Genomic DNA, 15,615 nt, shown 5'->3' on the forward strand with positions numbered 1-15,615 from the left:
ATTCCTCAGGTTCGGCCAGCGTAATGGTCAATCAGACGGTTGAGCAGGATAGCCAGCACAATGATCACGCCGGTGATCGCCATCTGATAAAACGAACCCAAGCCCAACAAATTGAAGATATTGCGCAACACCTGCAGCAACATCACCGCCACCGCCGTGCCCACCACGCTGCCGCGCCCGCCGAACAGGCTGGTGCCGCCCAGCACCACCGCGGCGATGGCGTCCAGTTCCAGCCCCTGGGCCGCAGTAGGCTGGCCGACATGCAGGCGCGAGGTCATCAGTAAGCCAGCAAACGCCGCCAATCCACCACAAATGGCAAACACCGCAATGGTCACTGCGCGCACCGGCACCCCGGACAGCCGCGCCGCCTCCAGATTACCGCCGGTGGCAAGCACGTACTCGCCAAACACCGTATAGCGCAGCACCAGCCAGGCTATCGCGGTGATCGCGATAAAGATCAGCCCCAGCACCGGGAACGCAATGCCGGCGCTCGGCAGGATCTCGATCATCGACGAACCGAACCCGGTGAAACTCGCCGGCAGCCCGCCAATGGGCGCGCCGTCGGAGGCCAGGAACGTTGCACCGCGCAACGACACCAGGCCGGCCAGGGTGATGATAAAGCTCGGCACTTTGCCGAATACCGTCAGGCTGCCCATCAGCGTGCCAATCCCCAGCCCCACCAGCAAGGTCGCCGGCACCGCCAGCCAGCCGCTGACCTGCTGCTGCAACAGCACCGCTACCAGAATGCCGCCGAAGGCGCACAGGCTGCCGACGGACAAATCGATATTGGCGGTCAGAATCACAAAGGTCATGCCAATGGCCACGATCCCCACAATCGCGCCTTGCTGGAACAGGTTGGCGATATTGCCGAAGGTCAGGAAGTCATCGGACAGGAACGTCGCCACCGCGACCGCGAACAGAAAGATGAACACAAAGTTGTAGCGCATCACCCAGTCCAGCACGGCGCTGCGGCGGCTGGGCGCGAGGGCCACGGGTTTGTCAAAAACGGGTGTCGGGTTGCTGGCAATAGTCATGGCTTTACACTCTTCTACCAATAAGGATGGCCTGGTCGATCTGGTCGCGACTGGCGCTCAACGGGTCGAAACACACCGCATTGCGGCCCTCGTGCATGACCCAGATGCGGTCACAATTGACGTACAACTCATCCAGCTCACTGCTGGCCACCAGCACCGCCGCGCCGTCCTGCGCCAGGCTGCGGGCCAAGGCGTACAGGTCGGCCTTGGCGCCTACGTCGAGGCCACGGCTCGGCTCATCGAGCAGTAACAGCCGCGCGCCATCGATCACCCACTTGGCCATGACCACCTTTTGCTGGTTGCCGCCGGACAGTTGCCGCACCGGCTGCTCGAGGTTGTCGAGCTTGGTTTGCAGGCGTTGCAGCACCGGGCCCGCGCGGTCCTTGGCCTGGCGGTGGGAAAACCAGCGCAGATGCCGCGCATGCACCAGGCAGGCATTGCGGTAAATCGGCGCGTCCAGCAGCAGGCCTTCGGTCTTGCGGTTTTCCGGGACCAGGCCGACGCCTTGGCGGATTGCCTGGCGTGAGGTCAGCGGGCGGTAAGGTTCGCCGAACAGTTCGACGTCGCTGTCATTGCGCCCGACGCCAAACAACGCCTTGAGCAAGCTGCTGCGCCCGGCGCCGTTGAGCCCGGCCAGGCCGACAATCTCGCCCTGGCGCACCTGCAACTCACGCACGTCCAGGCCCTCGGCGCCCCGCAAACGCCGAATGTTCAGCGCCAGTGCGTCGCGCGGCGGTTGGCGCGGGCTGCGTTCCAACAGGTCGCGATGCTCGCCGACCACTGCGGCAATCAGCGCCTGGTCATCGATCTGCGCCAACGCGTAGGTCTGCAAGGTGCACCCGGCGCGCAGCACCGTGACGCGGTCGCCGATCTCGCGGATTTCATTCAGGCGATGGCTCACATACAGCACCGCCACCCCGGCGGCAGTGATCTCGCGGATCACCCGAAACACTTGCTTGAGCTCGGTTTCATTCAACGCGGCAGAGGGCTCGTCCATCACCACCACCTTGGCCTCGCAGGTCAGCGCCCGGGCGATGGCCGCCAGTTGCTGGTTGGCAATCGACAAGCTGCCCACGCGGTCGGTGCTGGCAAAATTTGCCCCCACCCGCAGCAACGCCGCCTTGGCCAACGCGCTGCGCTTGCCACGGTCGATCATGCCAAAGCGCCGTGGCGCGTAACCGAGCATCAGGTTTTCTTCGACGGTCATTTGGGGGATCAGGTCCAGCTCCTGGTAGATCATCGCGATCCCGGCCTGACGCGCCTGCTGCGGATTCTTCAGATCCACCTTGTGGCCGGCGATCAACATCTCGCCGCCATCCGGCCGGTGGGCACCGGCGACAATCTTCAACAACGTGCTCTTGCCGGCGCCATTCGCGCCGAGCAGGCAGTGCACTTCACCGGGGCGCACCTCCAGGGAGGCGTCAGTCAAGGCGACCACATTCGGCGGAAAGCGCTTGCTGACATGACGGATTTCCAGGGCCAACTCATTCATGATCCTGCTCCAGCAAATAGCGCGCGGTCGCGGCGTCGGTGGCGAGCACATTGACGTAACCCGCGTTGATACTGGCGTGCACGATGCGGTGCTTGTGGGCGCCGACGCACACGGCAATCGACCAGGCCTTTTCGCGCAGGGCCGACAAACGCAGGCCCAAGGTGCGCGCATCCAGCTCGGGCAATACCGGCTGGCCGTCCATACCGATAAAGCGGCCCATGATGTCGCCGACGGCCCCCAGGCGCTCCAACTCCTGAAGCAGCGGGCGGTCGATGTAGCCAGACTCCAGCAGCACCGAGTGGTCGCTCAGCTCACCGAGGCTGAAACAGGCCACCGGCGCCTGCTCACCCAATTGCATCACCTGGGCGATCACCGGGTCTTGCTCCAGCGCCTCGCGAGTATGGGCGTGGCCGAGAATCGCCGGCACCGGCAGCAGCGTGGCTTGGCCGCGCGCCGCCTGGGCAAACCGTTCGGCGACGTTATGGCTGGGTTCACCCATCGAGCGCGTATTGATCGCGCCGTTAAGCAACACCACGTTGACGCCTTCGTTCCAGCGCGGCGTGAGCCACTGGGCCATTTTGGTCAGGGTGCGGCCCCAGGACACGCCGATCAGCGCGGGCATCGGCTGCAGGTTGCACAGGTAGCGCGCGGCAGCTTGAGTGACCACGTTCAGCGCGTCCTCATCTTCCACCTCCAGTACCAACGCCTCGCGCAGGCCGAAGCGCTTTTGCAGGGCCACCTCCAGTGCTGGCACGCGGGCCGAATGAGCGACGATGTCGATGCGCACCACCCCACAATCACGGGCCTCGCGGAGCAAACGGCTGACTTGCCAGCGGGTCAGGCCGGTTTCCTGGGAGATTTCGCTCTGGGTCTTTTCCAGGTCGTAGTACAGCTTGGCCACCTGCACCATCAGGTCATCGCGTTGGGAGTCTGCGGTCAGTTTCGGCGACAGCGATTCGGCACTCATGCTGCAGGCCTTACGCCGAGCACACGGTTGGCTGGCGGTTTGCAACTGATCGGCGCCACGCTGTCGGTGGCCGCGCGATAACGGCCGAGCAACTCGATGTATTGCTCGTGGGCGTAGGGGTCAGGTTCGATCAGGCGGCCGACAGTGGTGAACGCCGTGGCGGCCTGCTGCAAATCGCTGAATTCACCCAGGGCACAGGCAGCCGCAGCGGCGGTGCCGATCAAGGTCAGGTTGTCATGGGGCACCATCTCGAACGGCACACCCGTGGCGTCGACCGTGGCTTGCAGCCACAACGGGTTTTTCTGGAAGCCGCCGGCGGCGACCACGCGGGTGATCTCAATGCCTTCGGAGCGCCAGGTGTGAAAAATGTTCGCCGAGCCCAGGGCAATCGCTTCCACCGAAGCGCGGTACAGGTCGTGCCGATCATGATTGAGCGACAGGCCCATGATCGCCCCGCGCATATCCGGCGAGCGATACGGCGTACGGTTGCCCATCCAGTAATCCAGCACCAGCAAGCCGGTAGAACCCGGTTGCAGCTTGGCGGCCTGGCGAATCAGCTGCTGGTGGCCGGCATCGTCGAGCCCGAACATTTTCTGCGCCAGCCAATTCAGGATCGAGCCAGCCGAGACCTGCCCGCCCTCCATCAGCCATTGGCCGTCGAGCAAGGCGCCGGGGTACGGCCCCCAGATGCCGGGCACGTCGATGCGCTTGGGGGTGTGCATCAGTTGCACCACCGAGGTCCCGCCGATAAACAACAGCTCGCCAGCGCCGGTGGTGCCGGCACTGAGCATCGCCATATGCGCATCGATGCCGCCCTGGGCGACCAGAGTGTCACGGCCCAGGCCCAGGTGGTTGGCCGCGTCAGCGGTCAATGGGCCGATACGCCCGCCGACTTTGATCACCTCCGGCGGCAGTTTTTGCGCCAGTTCCGGGATCCCCAGTTCGGCGTACAGCTCCACGGGAAAGCGCTGTTGCAGGGTGTCGTAGTTCCACTTGCAACTGGCATTGAGCTGGGACGCAACCCAGCGGCCAGTCAGTTGAAAGTTGATCCAGTCCACGGCTTCGCAGATACGCGCCGCACGCCGATACACCTCGGGCTGATGCTCGGCCAGCCACATCGCCTTGGGCACCAGCCATTCCACTGCATCACCGCCCTGGTTCATCATCGGGTGGCTGACCTGGGCGGTGCGCGCCGACTCCACGGCGGCGCGGCAATCCATCCATAACAGCGCAGGCGCCAGGGGCTGGCCATCCGCCTGAGCCGCGACCACCGTTGAGGCCGTGGTCGCGACACACACCGCCGCCACCTGCGGGTGCCCAGCCTGGGCCATCAGTTGCCGGCAGGCCTTGCCCAGCGCCGTCCACCAGTCGGCGGGCGCCTGCTCGGCCCAGCCCAATTGCGGATATTGCGTGGCGTAGGGGGCCTCGGCCACCTGCACCAGTTTGTGGCTGTGCAAGTCGTATAAACCGGCCCGCACGCCACCTGTTCCGAAATCCAGTCCCAACAACAAGGTCATCGGTCGTCCTCCTGCGTCTTGTAGCGCCGACGCTTTTTGTTTTTGGCCCTGCAACAGCATGCGTTGCAGGGCTGGGTAAATCACCGCGCAGGCCGTTGGCTCACGGGCGGAAAATGACCTTGGCGGCCACTTCGCTGCGGTCGGCGTAACGCTGGAACATCGACGGTAACTCAGCCAGCGGCAGGTCGTGGGTGATCATGAACTGCCATTGCAGTTCACCCGACGCGAGCTTATCGATGGAGGCAGTCCATTCATCCCCCGGGAACGGTGCGGAGAACGAGTTCCAGGCGCCGTGCAGGGAGATTTCCTGGCGCAGGAAGTGCGAGAACGTGGCGGTGCTGATGGGCACTTCGCCGGTCGGAATACCAATGAACACCACATGCCCGCCGGCCTTGGTCAGTTGCACGGCCTGGTTGATTGAACTCGGGTGGCCAGCGGCTTCAACCACCAGTTGGCAGCGTGGCAAGTCGGTATCCGCAGCGCCGCTGAGCAGCGTGTGCGTGGCACCGGCCTGGCGGGCCATGGCGAGTTTTTCTTCGGCGATGTCGATGGCGACGATGTCCTTGGCGCCCATGATGCGCAGCCACTGGATCACAAACAGCCCGATCGGCCCGCAGCCCACCACCGCCCCGCTCTGCCCGGCCTTGAAGTCGGCCTTCCAGATCGCATGCAGGGCAATCGCCGCCGGGTCCACCAGGGACGCGGCAACCGGGTCCATGCCGGCGGGCACTTTGATCAGGTTGCTCAAGGGCACGTTGACGAATTCGGCGTAGGCGCCGTCGCGGCGGCTGCCGAAGTAGTCGTATTGCTCGGAGCGCGATGGAAAGCCACGGGCGTATTGGTCGCTGGTCACATCCGGGATCATCGGCGGTACGGTCACCAGTTCGCCGATGGCGTAGCCTTCGACGCCACTGCCGATTTCTTCGATAAAACCGGCGAATTCATGCCCGCAGATCAGCGGCATCACGTGGGCGCCCTTGCTCAGCATGCGCGGTATATCCGAGCCGCACACCCCGCAGGCGGCGACACGCACCAGCGCATGGCCAGCCTTGACGGCAGGTTTTGGAACATCTTCGACCCGGATATCACCCGGTTTGTACATGACGGCAGCTTTCACAGTGGTTTCCCCTATCAGGTAGGCAGTTGAGCGATCAGCGTTTCAGAGTGCGCCGGGGCGGTATTCGCCGAAGGTGGCGTCGTGCTTGACCTCGGCCGCAGTGGCCTTGGTCACGACTTTGGTGCCCGCGTCGACAAAGGCCGGGATGGTCTTGCCGCTGACCAGGCCGCGCGCCGCTTCAATCGCGACCTCGCCCAGGTAACGCGGGTCGTTGAGAGCGGTGGCGACGTATTGATCACCGTTCTGGATCGCGGTGATCGCTTCGGACAAGCCGTCGACCCCGGCGACCAGCACGTTTTTCTTGCCGCTTTCGTTGAGCACCTGGAGAGCGCCCATGGCCATGTCGTCGTTGTGCGCGATCACCGCCTTGAGGTCGGGGTGGGCCTGCAGCAAGTCCTGCATCGCCGTCACCGCATTGGCGCGCATGTATTCGCTGTAGGGGCCTTCGATGATCTTGAAGTCGGTGCCGGCCAGCGCGGTGTGGAAACCCTTGCGCCGCTCTTGCATCACGGTGCCGCCGGCGTCGCCCTGGATCTCGATGATCTTGCCGTTGACCACGCCTTTTTGTTTGAGCGCCGCCACCAGCGCCTTGCCGGACAGCTCGCCCATCTCGGCATTGTTGCGGCCAATGGTGGCGGCGACGGCGGCATTGATGGCGCGGTCCACGGCAATCACCGGGACTTTGGCGCGCTTGGCAGCTTCGAGGGAAGCACCGACCGCGTCCGGGTTGACCGCATTAATGATGAGGATGTCGACCTTGCGGGTCAGCAGGTCCTGAATATCGTTGTTTTGCTTGCTGATGTCGCCGTTGGCATCCAGGAAGATCAGCTCATCGCCGTCTTTGGCGGCGGCGGCCTTGGCGCCATCGCGCAACTGCACATAGAACGGGGATTGGAGGGTTACCTGGCTGAAACCGATCTTCAGATCCTTGGCCTGGGCATTCAGCGCCAGGACCGAGGCCGCCACAGCCAGTGCGAGGGACAGCACACGAACAGGTTTACGGGCTATCTGTAGCATGGTGATTCCTATTTTTATTGTTGTCTGGATTCGGGTACGCCCTTCAGGGAGGGCGTACTCACAAATGTGAACAGCGATCACATTTGAAAAACTATGCCTTGTCCCTAAGGGTGTCAAGGCTATTTTGTTAGAATTCAAACATACGAAATAAAAATCACATCACCAGCGTTGCTCCACCCTCTTCAATCATCTGCTGCTGCGCGGGTGTTAGGCCGGCGTCGCTGATCACCCGTTGGAAGTCCGCCAGGTCAGCGAAATGCGCCGCGCGTACCTGCTCGAATTTAGTGTGGTCGGCCACCAGCACGCAGGTCTGCGCCCGCGCCATCACTCGGCGTTTCACTTCGACTTCATTGAGGTTGTAACAGGTGACCCCATGGGCGGCGCTGACCCCGGCGGCCGAGATAAACGCCCATGCCACGCGGATGCCATCGATGATGCCGGCCTCGGCGCGGCTTTCAAACACCATGTTACGCCGGTCCAGGATGCCGCCACACAGAATCACCGTGCAGTGCGGCTTTTGCTGGAGTTTAATCAGCACATTCAAGGAGTTGCACAGCGCAGTGAACTCCAGCTCGTCAGGCAAGGCATCGATGATAAAGGGCGTGGTGGTGCCGCAATCGATGAAAATCGTATCGCCCGGGCGCACCAGGCGTGCAGCGAGGATGCCGATCTGGCGCTTCTCGGCGATGTTGCGCTGATCCTGTTCGGCCACTTGGTAATCCGGCTCGGGCGCGCCGCTGCGGGTCACATGCCCGCCGAGCAGACGCAGGCCGTGGGCGTTATCCACCAGATCACGACGCACGGTCATTTCCGACACGCCGAGCAACGCCGCCATGTCCCTCAGGTGCACCGCCGCCTCGCCCTGCAGGGCTTTGTGCATGGCTTTGAAGCGCTCGCTTTTCTTTGAATCCACTGCGTCTCACCCTGTTCTTCTGTGACTGGCTGTCAGGCAGGCTCACAAAATCCATTTACAATGTTATTTATTTCACATTTAATGCATTCAACTTAACACAAACAGGCTTTTCTTCGCATCCACAGGACACTCCCATGCCCCAAGACCTCGCCAGCTATATCGACCACACCCTGCTAGCCGCGGACGCTTCCCAGGCCAGTATTCGCCAACTCTGCTCCGAGGCTCGCGAGCATGGTTTCAAATCGGTGTGCGTCAACAGCGCCAACGTGCCGCTGGCGGCTGAATGCCTGCATGGCGCGCTGCCGCTGGTGTGCGCAGTGGTCGGCTTTCCCCTGGGCGCCGGTCTCAGCGCGGCCAAGGCCTATGAGGCACAACTGGCGATCCAGGCCGGCGCGCGGGAAATTGATATGGTATTGAACATAGGCTGGTTGAAGGATGGCCTGCTGGACCCGGTGCGCGACGACATCGCCCAGGTCCTCCAGGCCTGCGGCGAAGTGCCATTGAAGGTGATCCTGGAAACCGGCCTGCTCAACGACGAACAGAAAACCCAGGCATGCGTGATTTGCCGCGAACTCAACGTCGCCTTCGTCAAGACTTCCACCGGCTTCGGCCACGGCGGCGCCACCCTGGCCGATGTGCGCCTGATGCGCGAAGTGGTCGGGCCGGTGATCGGCGTTAAGGCCTCGGGCGGCGTGAGGGATCTAGCCACCGCCGAGGCAATGATCGACGCGGGTGCCACACGCTTGGGCAGCAGTTCCGGGATAGCCATTGTCAGCGGTGCAAGCACGGTGGCGGGCGCCTACTAGGCGACAAAAAGCCCAGCGCGCAGGCTGGGCTTCCAATGGAGTTACTTGACCTTGTTGCTCAAGGTATCGACGCTGCGTTTAAGGTCATCCAGGCTACGCTTCAGGCCCTCAATATCGCTTTTTTGCCGTTCGATCGTGCTTTTCTGCTCGTCGACCGTGCGTTTGAGGCTCGACAATTGGCTGTCGCTGGAACTGGAACTCGAACCGTCTTTGCGCTTGAACTCATCAAAGTCGCGGGCCTGCCCGTCCACCTTGCTTTTCAGGCCCTTTAGATCGTCATCGGTGCGTTTCTGCGCAGCTTGCAACTGTTCAACGTCCCCGACCGAAATACGCGACGACTTCAAGACATACCGATTACCCGCCTCCATCGAAGCCGCCGTCAGGCGATCATTGCTCGCCGCGCTGAAATCCCCCCATTGCACCGCACTCTCCGCGTGAGCCGTGCCTGCCAACATCCCCATAAAACCTGCAACTACGATCCAAGAGCGCTTGCGAACTGAGAACATCAACCGATTCCTTTCAAGACAGCCGGGATGGCATATCGCTATGACTGTCAGTTATGAATCTTGTTCCCGCAGCGTAGGAATCCTCTGAAATCTATCTGAAAGCCTCCGTAGATCACTGATCTATCGAGCTTTTTCGTTGCCCTCAAGGTGCAACAAAGCGACCTTTTAACCTTGCGCCCAAGCGCCTGGGTCTATATATTCTCAACCCTGCTGCACCGCGCTGCCGCCCGAATGGCGAAACTGGTAGACGCATGGGACTTAAAATCCCCCGCTCGTAAGGGCGTCCCGGTTCGATTCCGGGTTCGGGCACCATAGATATCAAGGGCTTGCATGATGAACTTCATGCAGGCCTTTATCTTTTGTGTTCCGCAATTTTTGGATGTGTTCCGCAATTCCCCTCTCCGGCGTTCTGCCGACTTAATTCAAATCCTCCGTTTCACCGACTGCTACGCTGTTCACTCCACCAGAGGAACGCCGATGCCCAACTCAGACCTGCTCCCCTCCCTGCTTTCCAAGCTGTACGAAAACCAGCTGGCCCTTGAAGCCTCGATCATGGAACTTTCAAGCTGGGTGGAGCAGCGGGGCTCTGCCGAGGTCGCAGAAAATATCCGAGGCGCGCTGCACACCATTGACGAGAATGAAGATTCATAAAACTCACTCTGGCCGTGCTCATGTCACCGGAGTGACCCTGCAGCTCGTCGGCTGGAATCGCATAACCATAGACTCTCAAATACTGTATGCACATACAGCATTTGAGTTTCACACCATGAACATCGACGAAGACACCTTCGCGTGGCTTGGCTGCCCTACGCCGCTGGAAATGTACAAGCACCATTGCGCCCTGCTAGAGGACGAACTCAACCAGGCACAAGCGATGCTGAACAAGGCGCGCCGCAATATCGCCGGCCTGGTCCAATTAAGCGACGATCTGGCCACCGGCAAAGCATCTGCAGAATTGGCACTCAAGAAAGCATTGGAAAATATCGGCAGGTTGAACCGGGAGAGCTCTGATATGGGGCGAAGGATTGCCAGCCTCGACGTGGTCGCCGATCAGCGCGACCACCTGTTCAGGGAGAACCAGAGGCTGCTGATGGAGCTGACAAATCTAAAAGAACGTTCAGCCTAGCTCGTCTGCGTATACAGCGAGAGCTCTATCTGACAAGTCGATCCAACCGGCCCCGTCGATCAGTCCATGCGACCTAAAAATGTTCGCAGCGGACATACTCATGTCATACCGCTCTTGAGGGGATAGAGATCCGATCGCTGCGCTATTGCTCGACGGGGTTGATCCCTCTAATGCATTGCCTTGCCCATTACTGATCGTCATGACGAATGCTCTTGCCCAGTGTCTACCCTGTAGAGGCTGCCGTAGCCTGCCTGTTCACCAATCCCGACGAGCGGAGACGATCATGTGCGGAAGATTGACGCAGTACCGCGGCATCCATGACTTTGTTGCAGCTTTGAGCATGCCCAATGCCTTGGCGAACTCCGTGGGCGATCAACCGATTGAGCGCTTTAACGTCGCGCCAACAACTCAGGTTGCACTGCTCCACCTGCAGGGCGATTTGCTGCACGCCGACCCGGTCCGCTGGGGATGGCGACCACATTGGGCGAAGGACCGCGCAGCGCCAATCAACGCGCGCGTCGAGAAGGTAGCCAACGGCCCATTCTTCCGGGCGATCTGGCCGCACCGGGCTATCACACCCATAGACGGTTGGTTTGAGTGGGTAGACGAAGGCGGACCCAAGAAGCAGCCTTATCTGATCCGCCGCCGGGATGGCGCGCCCATCCTCTGCACGGCCATCGGTCAGCTACCGGATGCCGATGAAGGCCCAGGCGAGCATGACGGCTTCGTAATCATCACCGCTGACAGTGCTGGCGGCATGGTGGACATCCACGACCGTCGGCCAGTGGTGCTGCCTCCGGACCTGGCCCGGGAATGGTTGGACCCGGCTACGCCCAAGGAGCGCGCCGAGCAGATGGTGCTGCACCAGGGAGAGCCCGCCGAAGTATTTGAATGGTTCAAGGTCGACACAGCCGTTGGAAACGTCAGGAACAAGGGATCCGAACTGATCCGCCCCCTACGCTAAGGCTCCGAGAAATACCACATCACAAACGCTACCGCCGTAACCCAGCCCAGAGTCAGCAGAAACGAAAGACCTGCAAGCCTCTTATCCATGGCGCCCTTCAATAAACCAAATGATCGCAATACGAACCCGCCCCGAGAGAGTAGTTCATTGATCTCAGGGTGCAATTGCACGAACGTATGCCTGGCACGCGCGTAGTGCGATCAGTCCTCGGTCACCGCCGTCGGTGATGGCGATAATTCGTTGAGCATGCGCTGGGTCAAGTTGGGCTCGACGGGCTGCATGAACCACGCCGGCGGCACCGGGGGCGGCAGGCACGTCGCAGCCATTGGCTGAATCCTCGAGGAGGACTGACAGCCGTACATCAGCAGTAGCAAGCTGGTCACGCAGGCGAGCTTGATTGCGCTGGGCATCGGATAATTCCTTGGTATGTTGTTGGTCCTGGCCGGAGAGCTTCTGCTCCAGGGCCAGCCGTTTGTCTTGTTCGCCGCGGGCCTGGGATGCGGCGGCACTGCTGATTGCCGCCAAGTCATCCTTGTGCAGACCCGCCTGTTCTGCCAGCTGCTTGCCCATCCGCCAGTCCTGCACCTGCCAGGCGCCCCCAAAGCCGATGGCAAGCGCCAGAAGGATCGACGCCAAGATCTGGCCCGGCGTCATCACGGCACATCCTTGAAGAAAACGTGGTGACCGAGCCGCAGCGTTTCCTTGGCGCCCGACACCCAGGCCGGGGCCTTAGGCATGGTAGTGGCGTAGTAGTGTGTGGCACCGCCGGTTGGATCGGGCACAGCGCCGGCGATCACCTGGTCTGCCGCTCGCTGGGCCTGGGCAAACTGCGCGTCCGGGATCGGCATGGCGCCACTCAGGTACGCATAGTTAGGGTCATTCTGGTTCCAGCAGCTGAACTGCCACGGCTTCAGGCAAACCCCGGCATAGCCCTCCCCCCACCAAGACTTCGGCTTGCCGTCGAAAACTCGGTTGCGGATCGTCCAGGCAACGGCGATCTGCCCTGCCAAACCTTCGCCTCGCGCCTCGCCCCAAAGCGTGCGCGCCAAAACATCTCGGTCTTTCTCAGTTGTGTTCATATTTTCTCCGGGCAATAAAAAACCCGCTCATGGCGGGTATCGGTGTTCTGGTAACGATCAGGTAGGCGCGACTGGACGCTTGGCGCTGTCGGGAAAGTCGGGGTTATCACTAGTCCACTTGCGCAGGGACAGCCAGTACTTCTGCCACTGCTGAGCGGTGCCTGGGATATCTTCCTCGCCGTATTCGATTGCAGTCACATTCTGTTGCGCCGCAGGCATTTCAGCGTCACGCCACGCGATCTCAGTTTGACGAAGTTTCGCAGTTAGGGTTTCGGTTGTGATTTCCCAAGTGCCATCCTCTTTGGCGGTGTAATCGATTGAGCTTGGGCGGGGGCCTGACATCTCAATCCAGCCTTCATCAGGGCCCTTATCGGTCTCATCGACTTCGCAGATGCTTTGGGCCAAAATCCCGTAATACCTCATCATTACGCAGCTCCCTTGAGTTTCCAGACTTTCAGTCTGCACTGAGCGCTAGCGATAAGTGCGCCCCCCGTTGCGCCATGCCCGCCACCGGCTTGAGCTGAAGTTGCCAGCATAACTGCGTTAATGCCAGTTTGAACTGCAATATCACCGGTTCCGAAAAACTGACTAACCCTTGTTCCGTAAGAGTTGCCAGCGCTGCCTGCGTTGTCCCCCCAGCCTGGATCGGACCAAATACCGTTCCAAAGAACATCCACCTTCACAAACACATGAAAGCCCGGGAATGGGTTTGTAACGACATACCTCTGATTTGCACCAATTGCAGCTGGTGAGGCAGCAGTACCTCCGTTCGGGTAAAGAACAGTGAACCCCGCGGAAGATTCAAGCGCATCAAGACGACCCGATTGCTGTGAAACCGTGGTAGCCAGTGCCGTCACGTCTACAGATCCAGGGTTGGTCGCCTTGCCCGCACCGACGGTGCACCAGATGACGGTTTCGGCGGATGGGCGGGTTTCTGTGCCGACCCGCGGGGCGCCATTGATGCTGTCCGTTACAGGGCCGCCAGTGTGAGAGGAATAGAGGTTGACGTTACTGGCACCTGCGACCAGCCCATTGGTTATCGCCGCGTCCGCAGTAAAGCCCGCCTGTCCACCTGCCGAGGCAGCGAGCATCGTGCGGTGCTTCATGCCTTGGACCTGATCTGCGGCATGCAGCCCGGCAGTGCCGGCAGAATTCTTCCCATCACCACGAAGAAACATCGCGGCAATGGTATTGCCATCGGCGTGCTTGGCGTTGGTATCCGGCATGCGGAAGGTGGTGGTGCCGTTACCGCTCGAATACTTACCGCGCTGATCGTACGGCGCAGCAAGCCATACCGCGTCGGTCACAGCGCTTGCCAATACCAGCGCCCACAGATCCGGCCAGTCCGCGCGATTGAGCAACTGCCCATCACGGGCAATCCAACCGGCCGGCAGCGTATTTCGCGAAACGGGCCAGGGCACGATGGAGCCAACTGGCAGTCCAGCACCGCCAGCCTCCTTGTACACCCCGCCAGCGGTTAAGAATTTATCCTGATCGCCGGCCGCACCGGCTGGCGCAAGCCCCTTCTTGCCGGCGGTATTCGCTGTAGCGCCCACCATCGGCGCAATACCCTGGCGCAATAGGTCGAAGCCTTCTGAGGTGATCGCTCGCAGCGACGTTATGTCGTTGTTGGCGCCGCTTGCTGCCTTGCCGAGCGTTACCTCTTCAGCGCGATCAGCAGAATCTTCAGCAGCGGCAGCCGAATCTGCAGCAGCTTGCTCCGACTGGATGATCGAATCCCTGGCAGTCTCGGCGCGGACGGCTGACTCGCCCGATGCCTGGGCAGAGGTCCCGCTTTGCTGCGCGGCCTGCTGCGCCGCATCTTTGTTTTCAGTGGATGCCTGGGCCGCAGAGGTTGCAATGCCTGCTTGCTCACTGGCGACCACCTTAGATTGACCGGCAGACTCAGCTGCCTCGGTCGCTGCCGCCACCTGCTCCTGCATGTCGGCCACGCCACTGGCAATCACCTGGGTGGCGGCCCGCAAAGCGTCAGCCGAATCCTTGACGTACCCCTGCATGGGTGCGAGCGAGTACACGCCCGCTGCCACCTCGGCACCCTGGTAACCTGGCGCGATGGACAGCGCCGTATCACTCGCGATGTTGGTGACTTCGTACCACTCGCCATCAGGCCCGCGAAACGCGTCACCCACACGAGCATTGCGAATGAAAGCTGTACCGGTGCCAATAACCGCATTACCGCCAGGCGCTACTGCAACCGTTCCTGTTTTGTACCAGGTCATATAAATCCCCTAAGAAATAGGCTTTGCAAATACTACCGGCGTATACAGCGATGTTTGTATGTCAACACCTACAACCTGCATCACCAGCCTGTTATTTGCATAATCCCAAAAAGCGTACATATTTCCCTGTCGCGACGTACCGCCTGCGATATCCATCGCAATATTGTTAAGCAACATGAAGTCACCGGAATCCAGCGGAGAGTATGCCGTCCAGCTAAGTCTAGAAGTGCCTTGCCCAGTAGAGGATGACCCCAAATAAGACCAGCCCGCTATTATTCTTGTAAACTGCGCTGCGGGAGTGCCGCTATCAAACAACAACTTTCCAGCACCATCCCAAATACGAAACCCGTAAGTGGCTATAGGCGCTGACTGAAACGCGGCACAAAACCAAGAACCAGAAGAGTACTGCCCGACGATTCCACGGAATGAAAATCCGGTCCAAGCTCCGGGCGAGCCGTTAACCAGGCAAAAGCACAATGTGCTTGATTGGTCGGGCCTCACGAATACAAGCGGCGGCTCAACGGTGGTTATTGTTTGCGGGAATCCCACGCTTGCGCCGGAGCCGCCATTGACCCAGGTACCTTTGTGTAAAACAACAAGCCGGGAGAACTCTGAATCAAGAATTACGACATCACTGTTATTGGTAAACTGAACGCCATAAGTCATTATCTAAACCTCATCACCAAGAGCCTCTGAACAGCAATACCAACTGGGCCAGAGTTGGTACTTGGCTGTCCAAAAAACAGTGTTACCCCTCCGTTACCTACAATAGGCGTGTATTGAATGCCTCGAATGTCCTGCGCATCGGTCGGATAGGCCGCAACAGGGACACAGACT

At 60.6% G+C, this 15,615-nt stretch carries 16 protein-coding genes, 1 tRNA gene and 1 pseudogene; 5 read left to right on the forward strand and 13 right to left on the reverse strand.

Annotation, left to right across the window (positions count from 1 at the left end; genetic code table 11):
• Positions 1–5 precede the first annotated feature (5 nt).
• From CXQ82_RS16200 to deoR, 7 genes are all read right to left on the reverse strand, one after another.
• Positions 6–1,034: an ABC transporter permease gene (locus tag CXQ82_RS16200; RefSeq protein ID WP_101270707.1), complete on the reverse strand. Its 1,029-nt coding sequence runs from the start codon at positions 1,032–1,034 to the stop codon at positions 6–8.
• A gap of 4 nt (positions 1,035–1,038) precedes the next feature.
• Positions 1,039–2,526: a sugar ABC transporter ATP-binding protein gene (locus CXQ82_RS16205; RefSeq protein ID WP_101270709.1), complete on the reverse strand. Its 1,488-nt coding sequence runs from the start codon at positions 2,524–2,526 to the stop codon at positions 1,039–1,041.
• The gene (locus tag CXQ82_RS16210; protein WP_101270711.1) at positions 2,519–3,493 is read right to left on the reverse strand and encodes a sugar-binding transcriptional regulator; all 975 of its coding nucleotides are present in this window, start codon (positions 3,491–3,493) and stop codon (positions 2,519–2,521) included. Before CXQ82_RS16210 ends, CXQ82_RS16205 begins: the two co-directional genes overlap by 8 nt.
• Complete coding sequence (locus CXQ82_RS16215; RefSeq protein ID WP_101270713.1) at positions 3,490–5,010, reverse strand: ribulokinase; 1,521 nt, start codon at positions 5,008–5,010, stop codon at positions 3,490–3,492. The genes CXQ82_RS16210 and CXQ82_RS16215 overlap by 4 nt, the downstream gene beginning before the upstream one ends.
• 100 nt (positions 5,011–5,110) lie before the next feature.
• Entirely contained in the window at positions 5,111–6,127 is a 1,017-nt protein-coding gene (locus CXQ82_RS16220; RefSeq protein WP_241088929.1) for a galactitol-1-phosphate 5-dehydrogenase, read from the reverse strand.
• Positions 6,128–6,169: 42 nt separating this feature from the next.
• A complete protein-coding gene (locus tag CXQ82_RS16225; RefSeq protein WP_101270717.1) occupies positions 6,170–7,144 on the reverse strand; it encodes a substrate-binding domain-containing protein in 975 nt (324 codons plus the stop codon).
• 154 nt (positions 7,145–7,298) lie between these two features.
• A complete protein-coding gene (deoR, locus tag CXQ82_RS16230; RefSeq protein WP_101270719.1) occupies positions 7,299–8,057 on the reverse strand; it encodes a DNA-binding transcriptional repressor DeoR in 759 nt (252 codons plus the stop codon).
• 134 nt (positions 8,058–8,191) lie between these two features.
• On the opposite strand from deoR, the gene deoC reads away from it, so the two are divergent.
• Complete coding sequence (gene deoC / locus CXQ82_RS16235; protein ID WP_101270721.1) at positions 8,192–8,863, forward strand: deoxyribose-phosphate aldolase; 672 nt, start codon at positions 8,192–8,194, stop codon at positions 8,861–8,863.
• A 41-nt stretch (positions 8,864–8,904) separates the two neighbouring features.
• On the opposite strand, the gene CXQ82_RS16240 is transcribed toward deoC, so the two are convergent.
• On the reverse strand, positions 8,905–9,318 hold the full coding sequence (locus CXQ82_RS16240) for a hypothetical protein (protein WP_241150917.1): 414 nt from the start codon (positions 9,316–9,318) through the stop codon (positions 8,905–8,907).
• A 276-nt stretch (positions 9,319–9,594) separates the two neighbouring features.
• Between CXQ82_RS16240 and CXQ82_RS16245 the strand changes: the two genes are divergently transcribed.
• The 4 genes and pseudogenes from CXQ82_RS16245 to CXQ82_RS16260 all read left to right on the forward strand — a co-directional run bounded on the left by CXQ82_RS16245 (position 9,595) and on the right by CXQ82_RS16260 (position 11,459).
• A tRNA-Leu gene (locus CXQ82_RS16245) sits at positions 9,595–9,681 on the forward strand.
• A 165-nt stretch (positions 9,682–9,846) separates the two neighbouring features.
• Positions 9,847–10,055 (forward strand): annotated as a pseudogene (locus tag CXQ82_RS16250) (hypothetical protein).
• 80 nt (positions 10,056–10,135) lie between these two features.
• Complete coding sequence (locus CXQ82_RS16255) at positions 10,136–10,495, forward strand: hypothetical protein (protein WP_101270725.1); 360 nt, start codon at positions 10,136–10,138, stop codon at positions 10,493–10,495.
• Positions 10,496–10,778: 283 nt separating this feature from the next.
• On the forward strand, positions 10,779–11,459 hold the full coding sequence (locus CXQ82_RS16260) for an SOS response-associated peptidase family protein (protein WP_101270727.1): 681 nt from the start codon (positions 10,779–10,781) through the stop codon (positions 11,457–11,459).
• 153 nt (positions 11,460–11,612) lie between these two features.
• On the opposite strand, the gene CXQ82_RS16265 is transcribed toward CXQ82_RS16260, so the two are convergent.
• From CXQ82_RS16265 to CXQ82_RS16285, 5 genes are read right to left on the reverse strand one after another with little or no spacing between them, the layout of a single operon-like run.
• A complete protein-coding gene (locus CXQ82_RS16265; RefSeq protein ID WP_101270729.1) occupies positions 11,613–12,113 on the reverse strand; it encodes a lysis system i-spanin subunit Rz in 501 nt (166 codons plus the stop codon).
• Positions 12,113–12,538, reverse strand: a complete 426-nt coding sequence (locus CXQ82_RS16270; protein WP_101270731.1) for a cell wall hydrolase — start codon at positions 12,536–12,538, stop codon at positions 12,113–12,115. The genes CXQ82_RS16265 and CXQ82_RS16270 overlap by 1 nt, the downstream gene beginning before the upstream one ends.
• 57 nt (positions 12,539–12,595) lie before the next feature.
• Positions 12,596–12,964 carry a hypothetical protein gene (locus CXQ82_RS31455; protein WP_177409912.1) on the reverse strand — a complete coding sequence of 123 codons (369 nt, stop codon included), beginning with the start codon at positions 12,962–12,964 and terminating at the stop codon, positions 12,596–12,598.
• Complete coding sequence (locus CXQ82_RS31970; RefSeq protein WP_157832168.1) at positions 12,964–14,778, reverse strand: phage tail protein; 1,815 nt, start codon at positions 14,776–14,778, stop codon at positions 12,964–12,966. Before CXQ82_RS31970 ends, CXQ82_RS31455 begins: the two co-directional genes overlap by 1 nt.
• Positions 14,779–14,787: 9 nt before the next feature.
• Complete coding sequence (locus CXQ82_RS16285) at positions 14,788–15,444, reverse strand: hypothetical protein (RefSeq protein WP_101270733.1); 657 nt, start codon at positions 15,442–15,444, stop codon at positions 14,788–14,790.
• Positions 15,445–15,615 lie beyond the last annotated feature (171 nt).

The sequence above is a fragment of the Pseudomonas sp. S09G 359 genome, from assembly GCF_002843605.1.
GTDB lineage: Bacteria > Pseudomonadota > Gammaproteobacteria > Pseudomonadales > Pseudomonadaceae > Aquipseudomonas.

Bases quoted from the DNA above. Each gene is read 5' to 3' on its own strand.
- CXQ82_RS16200 (WP_101270707.1), bottom strand. From the start codon at position 1,034: ATGACTATTGCCAGCAACCCGACACCCGTTTTTGACAAACCCGTGGCC.
- CXQ82_RS16205 (WP_101270709.1), bottom strand. From the start codon at position 2,526: ATGAATGAGTTGGCCCTGGAAATCCGTCATGTCAGCAAGCGCTTTCCG.
- CXQ82_RS16210 (WP_101270711.1), bottom strand. From the start codon at position 3,493: ATGAGTGCCGAATCGCTGTCGCCGAAACTGACCGCAGACTCCCAACGC.
- CXQ82_RS16215 (WP_101270713.1), bottom strand. From the start codon at position 5,010: ATGACCTTGTTGTTGGGACTGGATTTCGGAACAGGTGGCGTGCGGGCC.
- CXQ82_RS16225 (WP_101270717.1), bottom strand. From the start codon at position 7,144: ATGCTACAGATAGCCCGTAAACCTGTTCGTGTGCTGTCCCTCGCACTG.
- deoC (WP_101270721.1), top strand. From the start codon at position 8,192: ATGCCCCAAGACCTCGCCAGCTATATCGACCACACCCTGCTAGCCGCG.
- CXQ82_RS16240 (WP_241150917.1), bottom strand. From the start codon at position 9,318: ATGTTGGCAGGCACGGCTCACGCGGAGAGTGCGGTGCAATGGGGGGAT.
- CXQ82_RS16255 (WP_101270725.1), top strand. From the start codon at position 10,136: ATGAACATCGACGAAGACACCTTCGCGTGGCTTGGCTGCCCTACGCCG.
- CXQ82_RS16260 (WP_101270727.1), top strand. From the start codon at position 10,779: ATGTGCGGAAGATTGACGCAGTACCGCGGCATCCATGACTTTGTTGCA.
- CXQ82_RS16265 (WP_101270729.1), bottom strand. From the start codon at position 12,113: ATGACGCCGGGCCAGATCTTGGCGTCGATCCTTCTGGCGCTTGCCATC.
- CXQ82_RS16270 (WP_101270731.1), bottom strand. From the start codon at position 12,538: ATGAACACAACTGAGAAAGACCGAGATGTTTTGGCGCGCACGCTTTGG.
- CXQ82_RS31455 (WP_177409912.1), bottom strand. From the start codon at position 12,964: ATGATGAGGTATTACGGGATTTTGGCCCAAAGCATCTGCGAAGTCGAT.
- CXQ82_RS31970 (WP_157832168.1), bottom strand. From the start codon at position 14,778: ATGACCTGGTACAAAACAGGAACGGTTGCAGTAGCGCCTGGCGGTAAT.
- CXQ82_RS16285 (WP_101270733.1), bottom strand. From the start codon at position 15,444: ATGACTTATGGCGTTCAGTTTACCAATAACAGTGATGTCGTAATTCTT.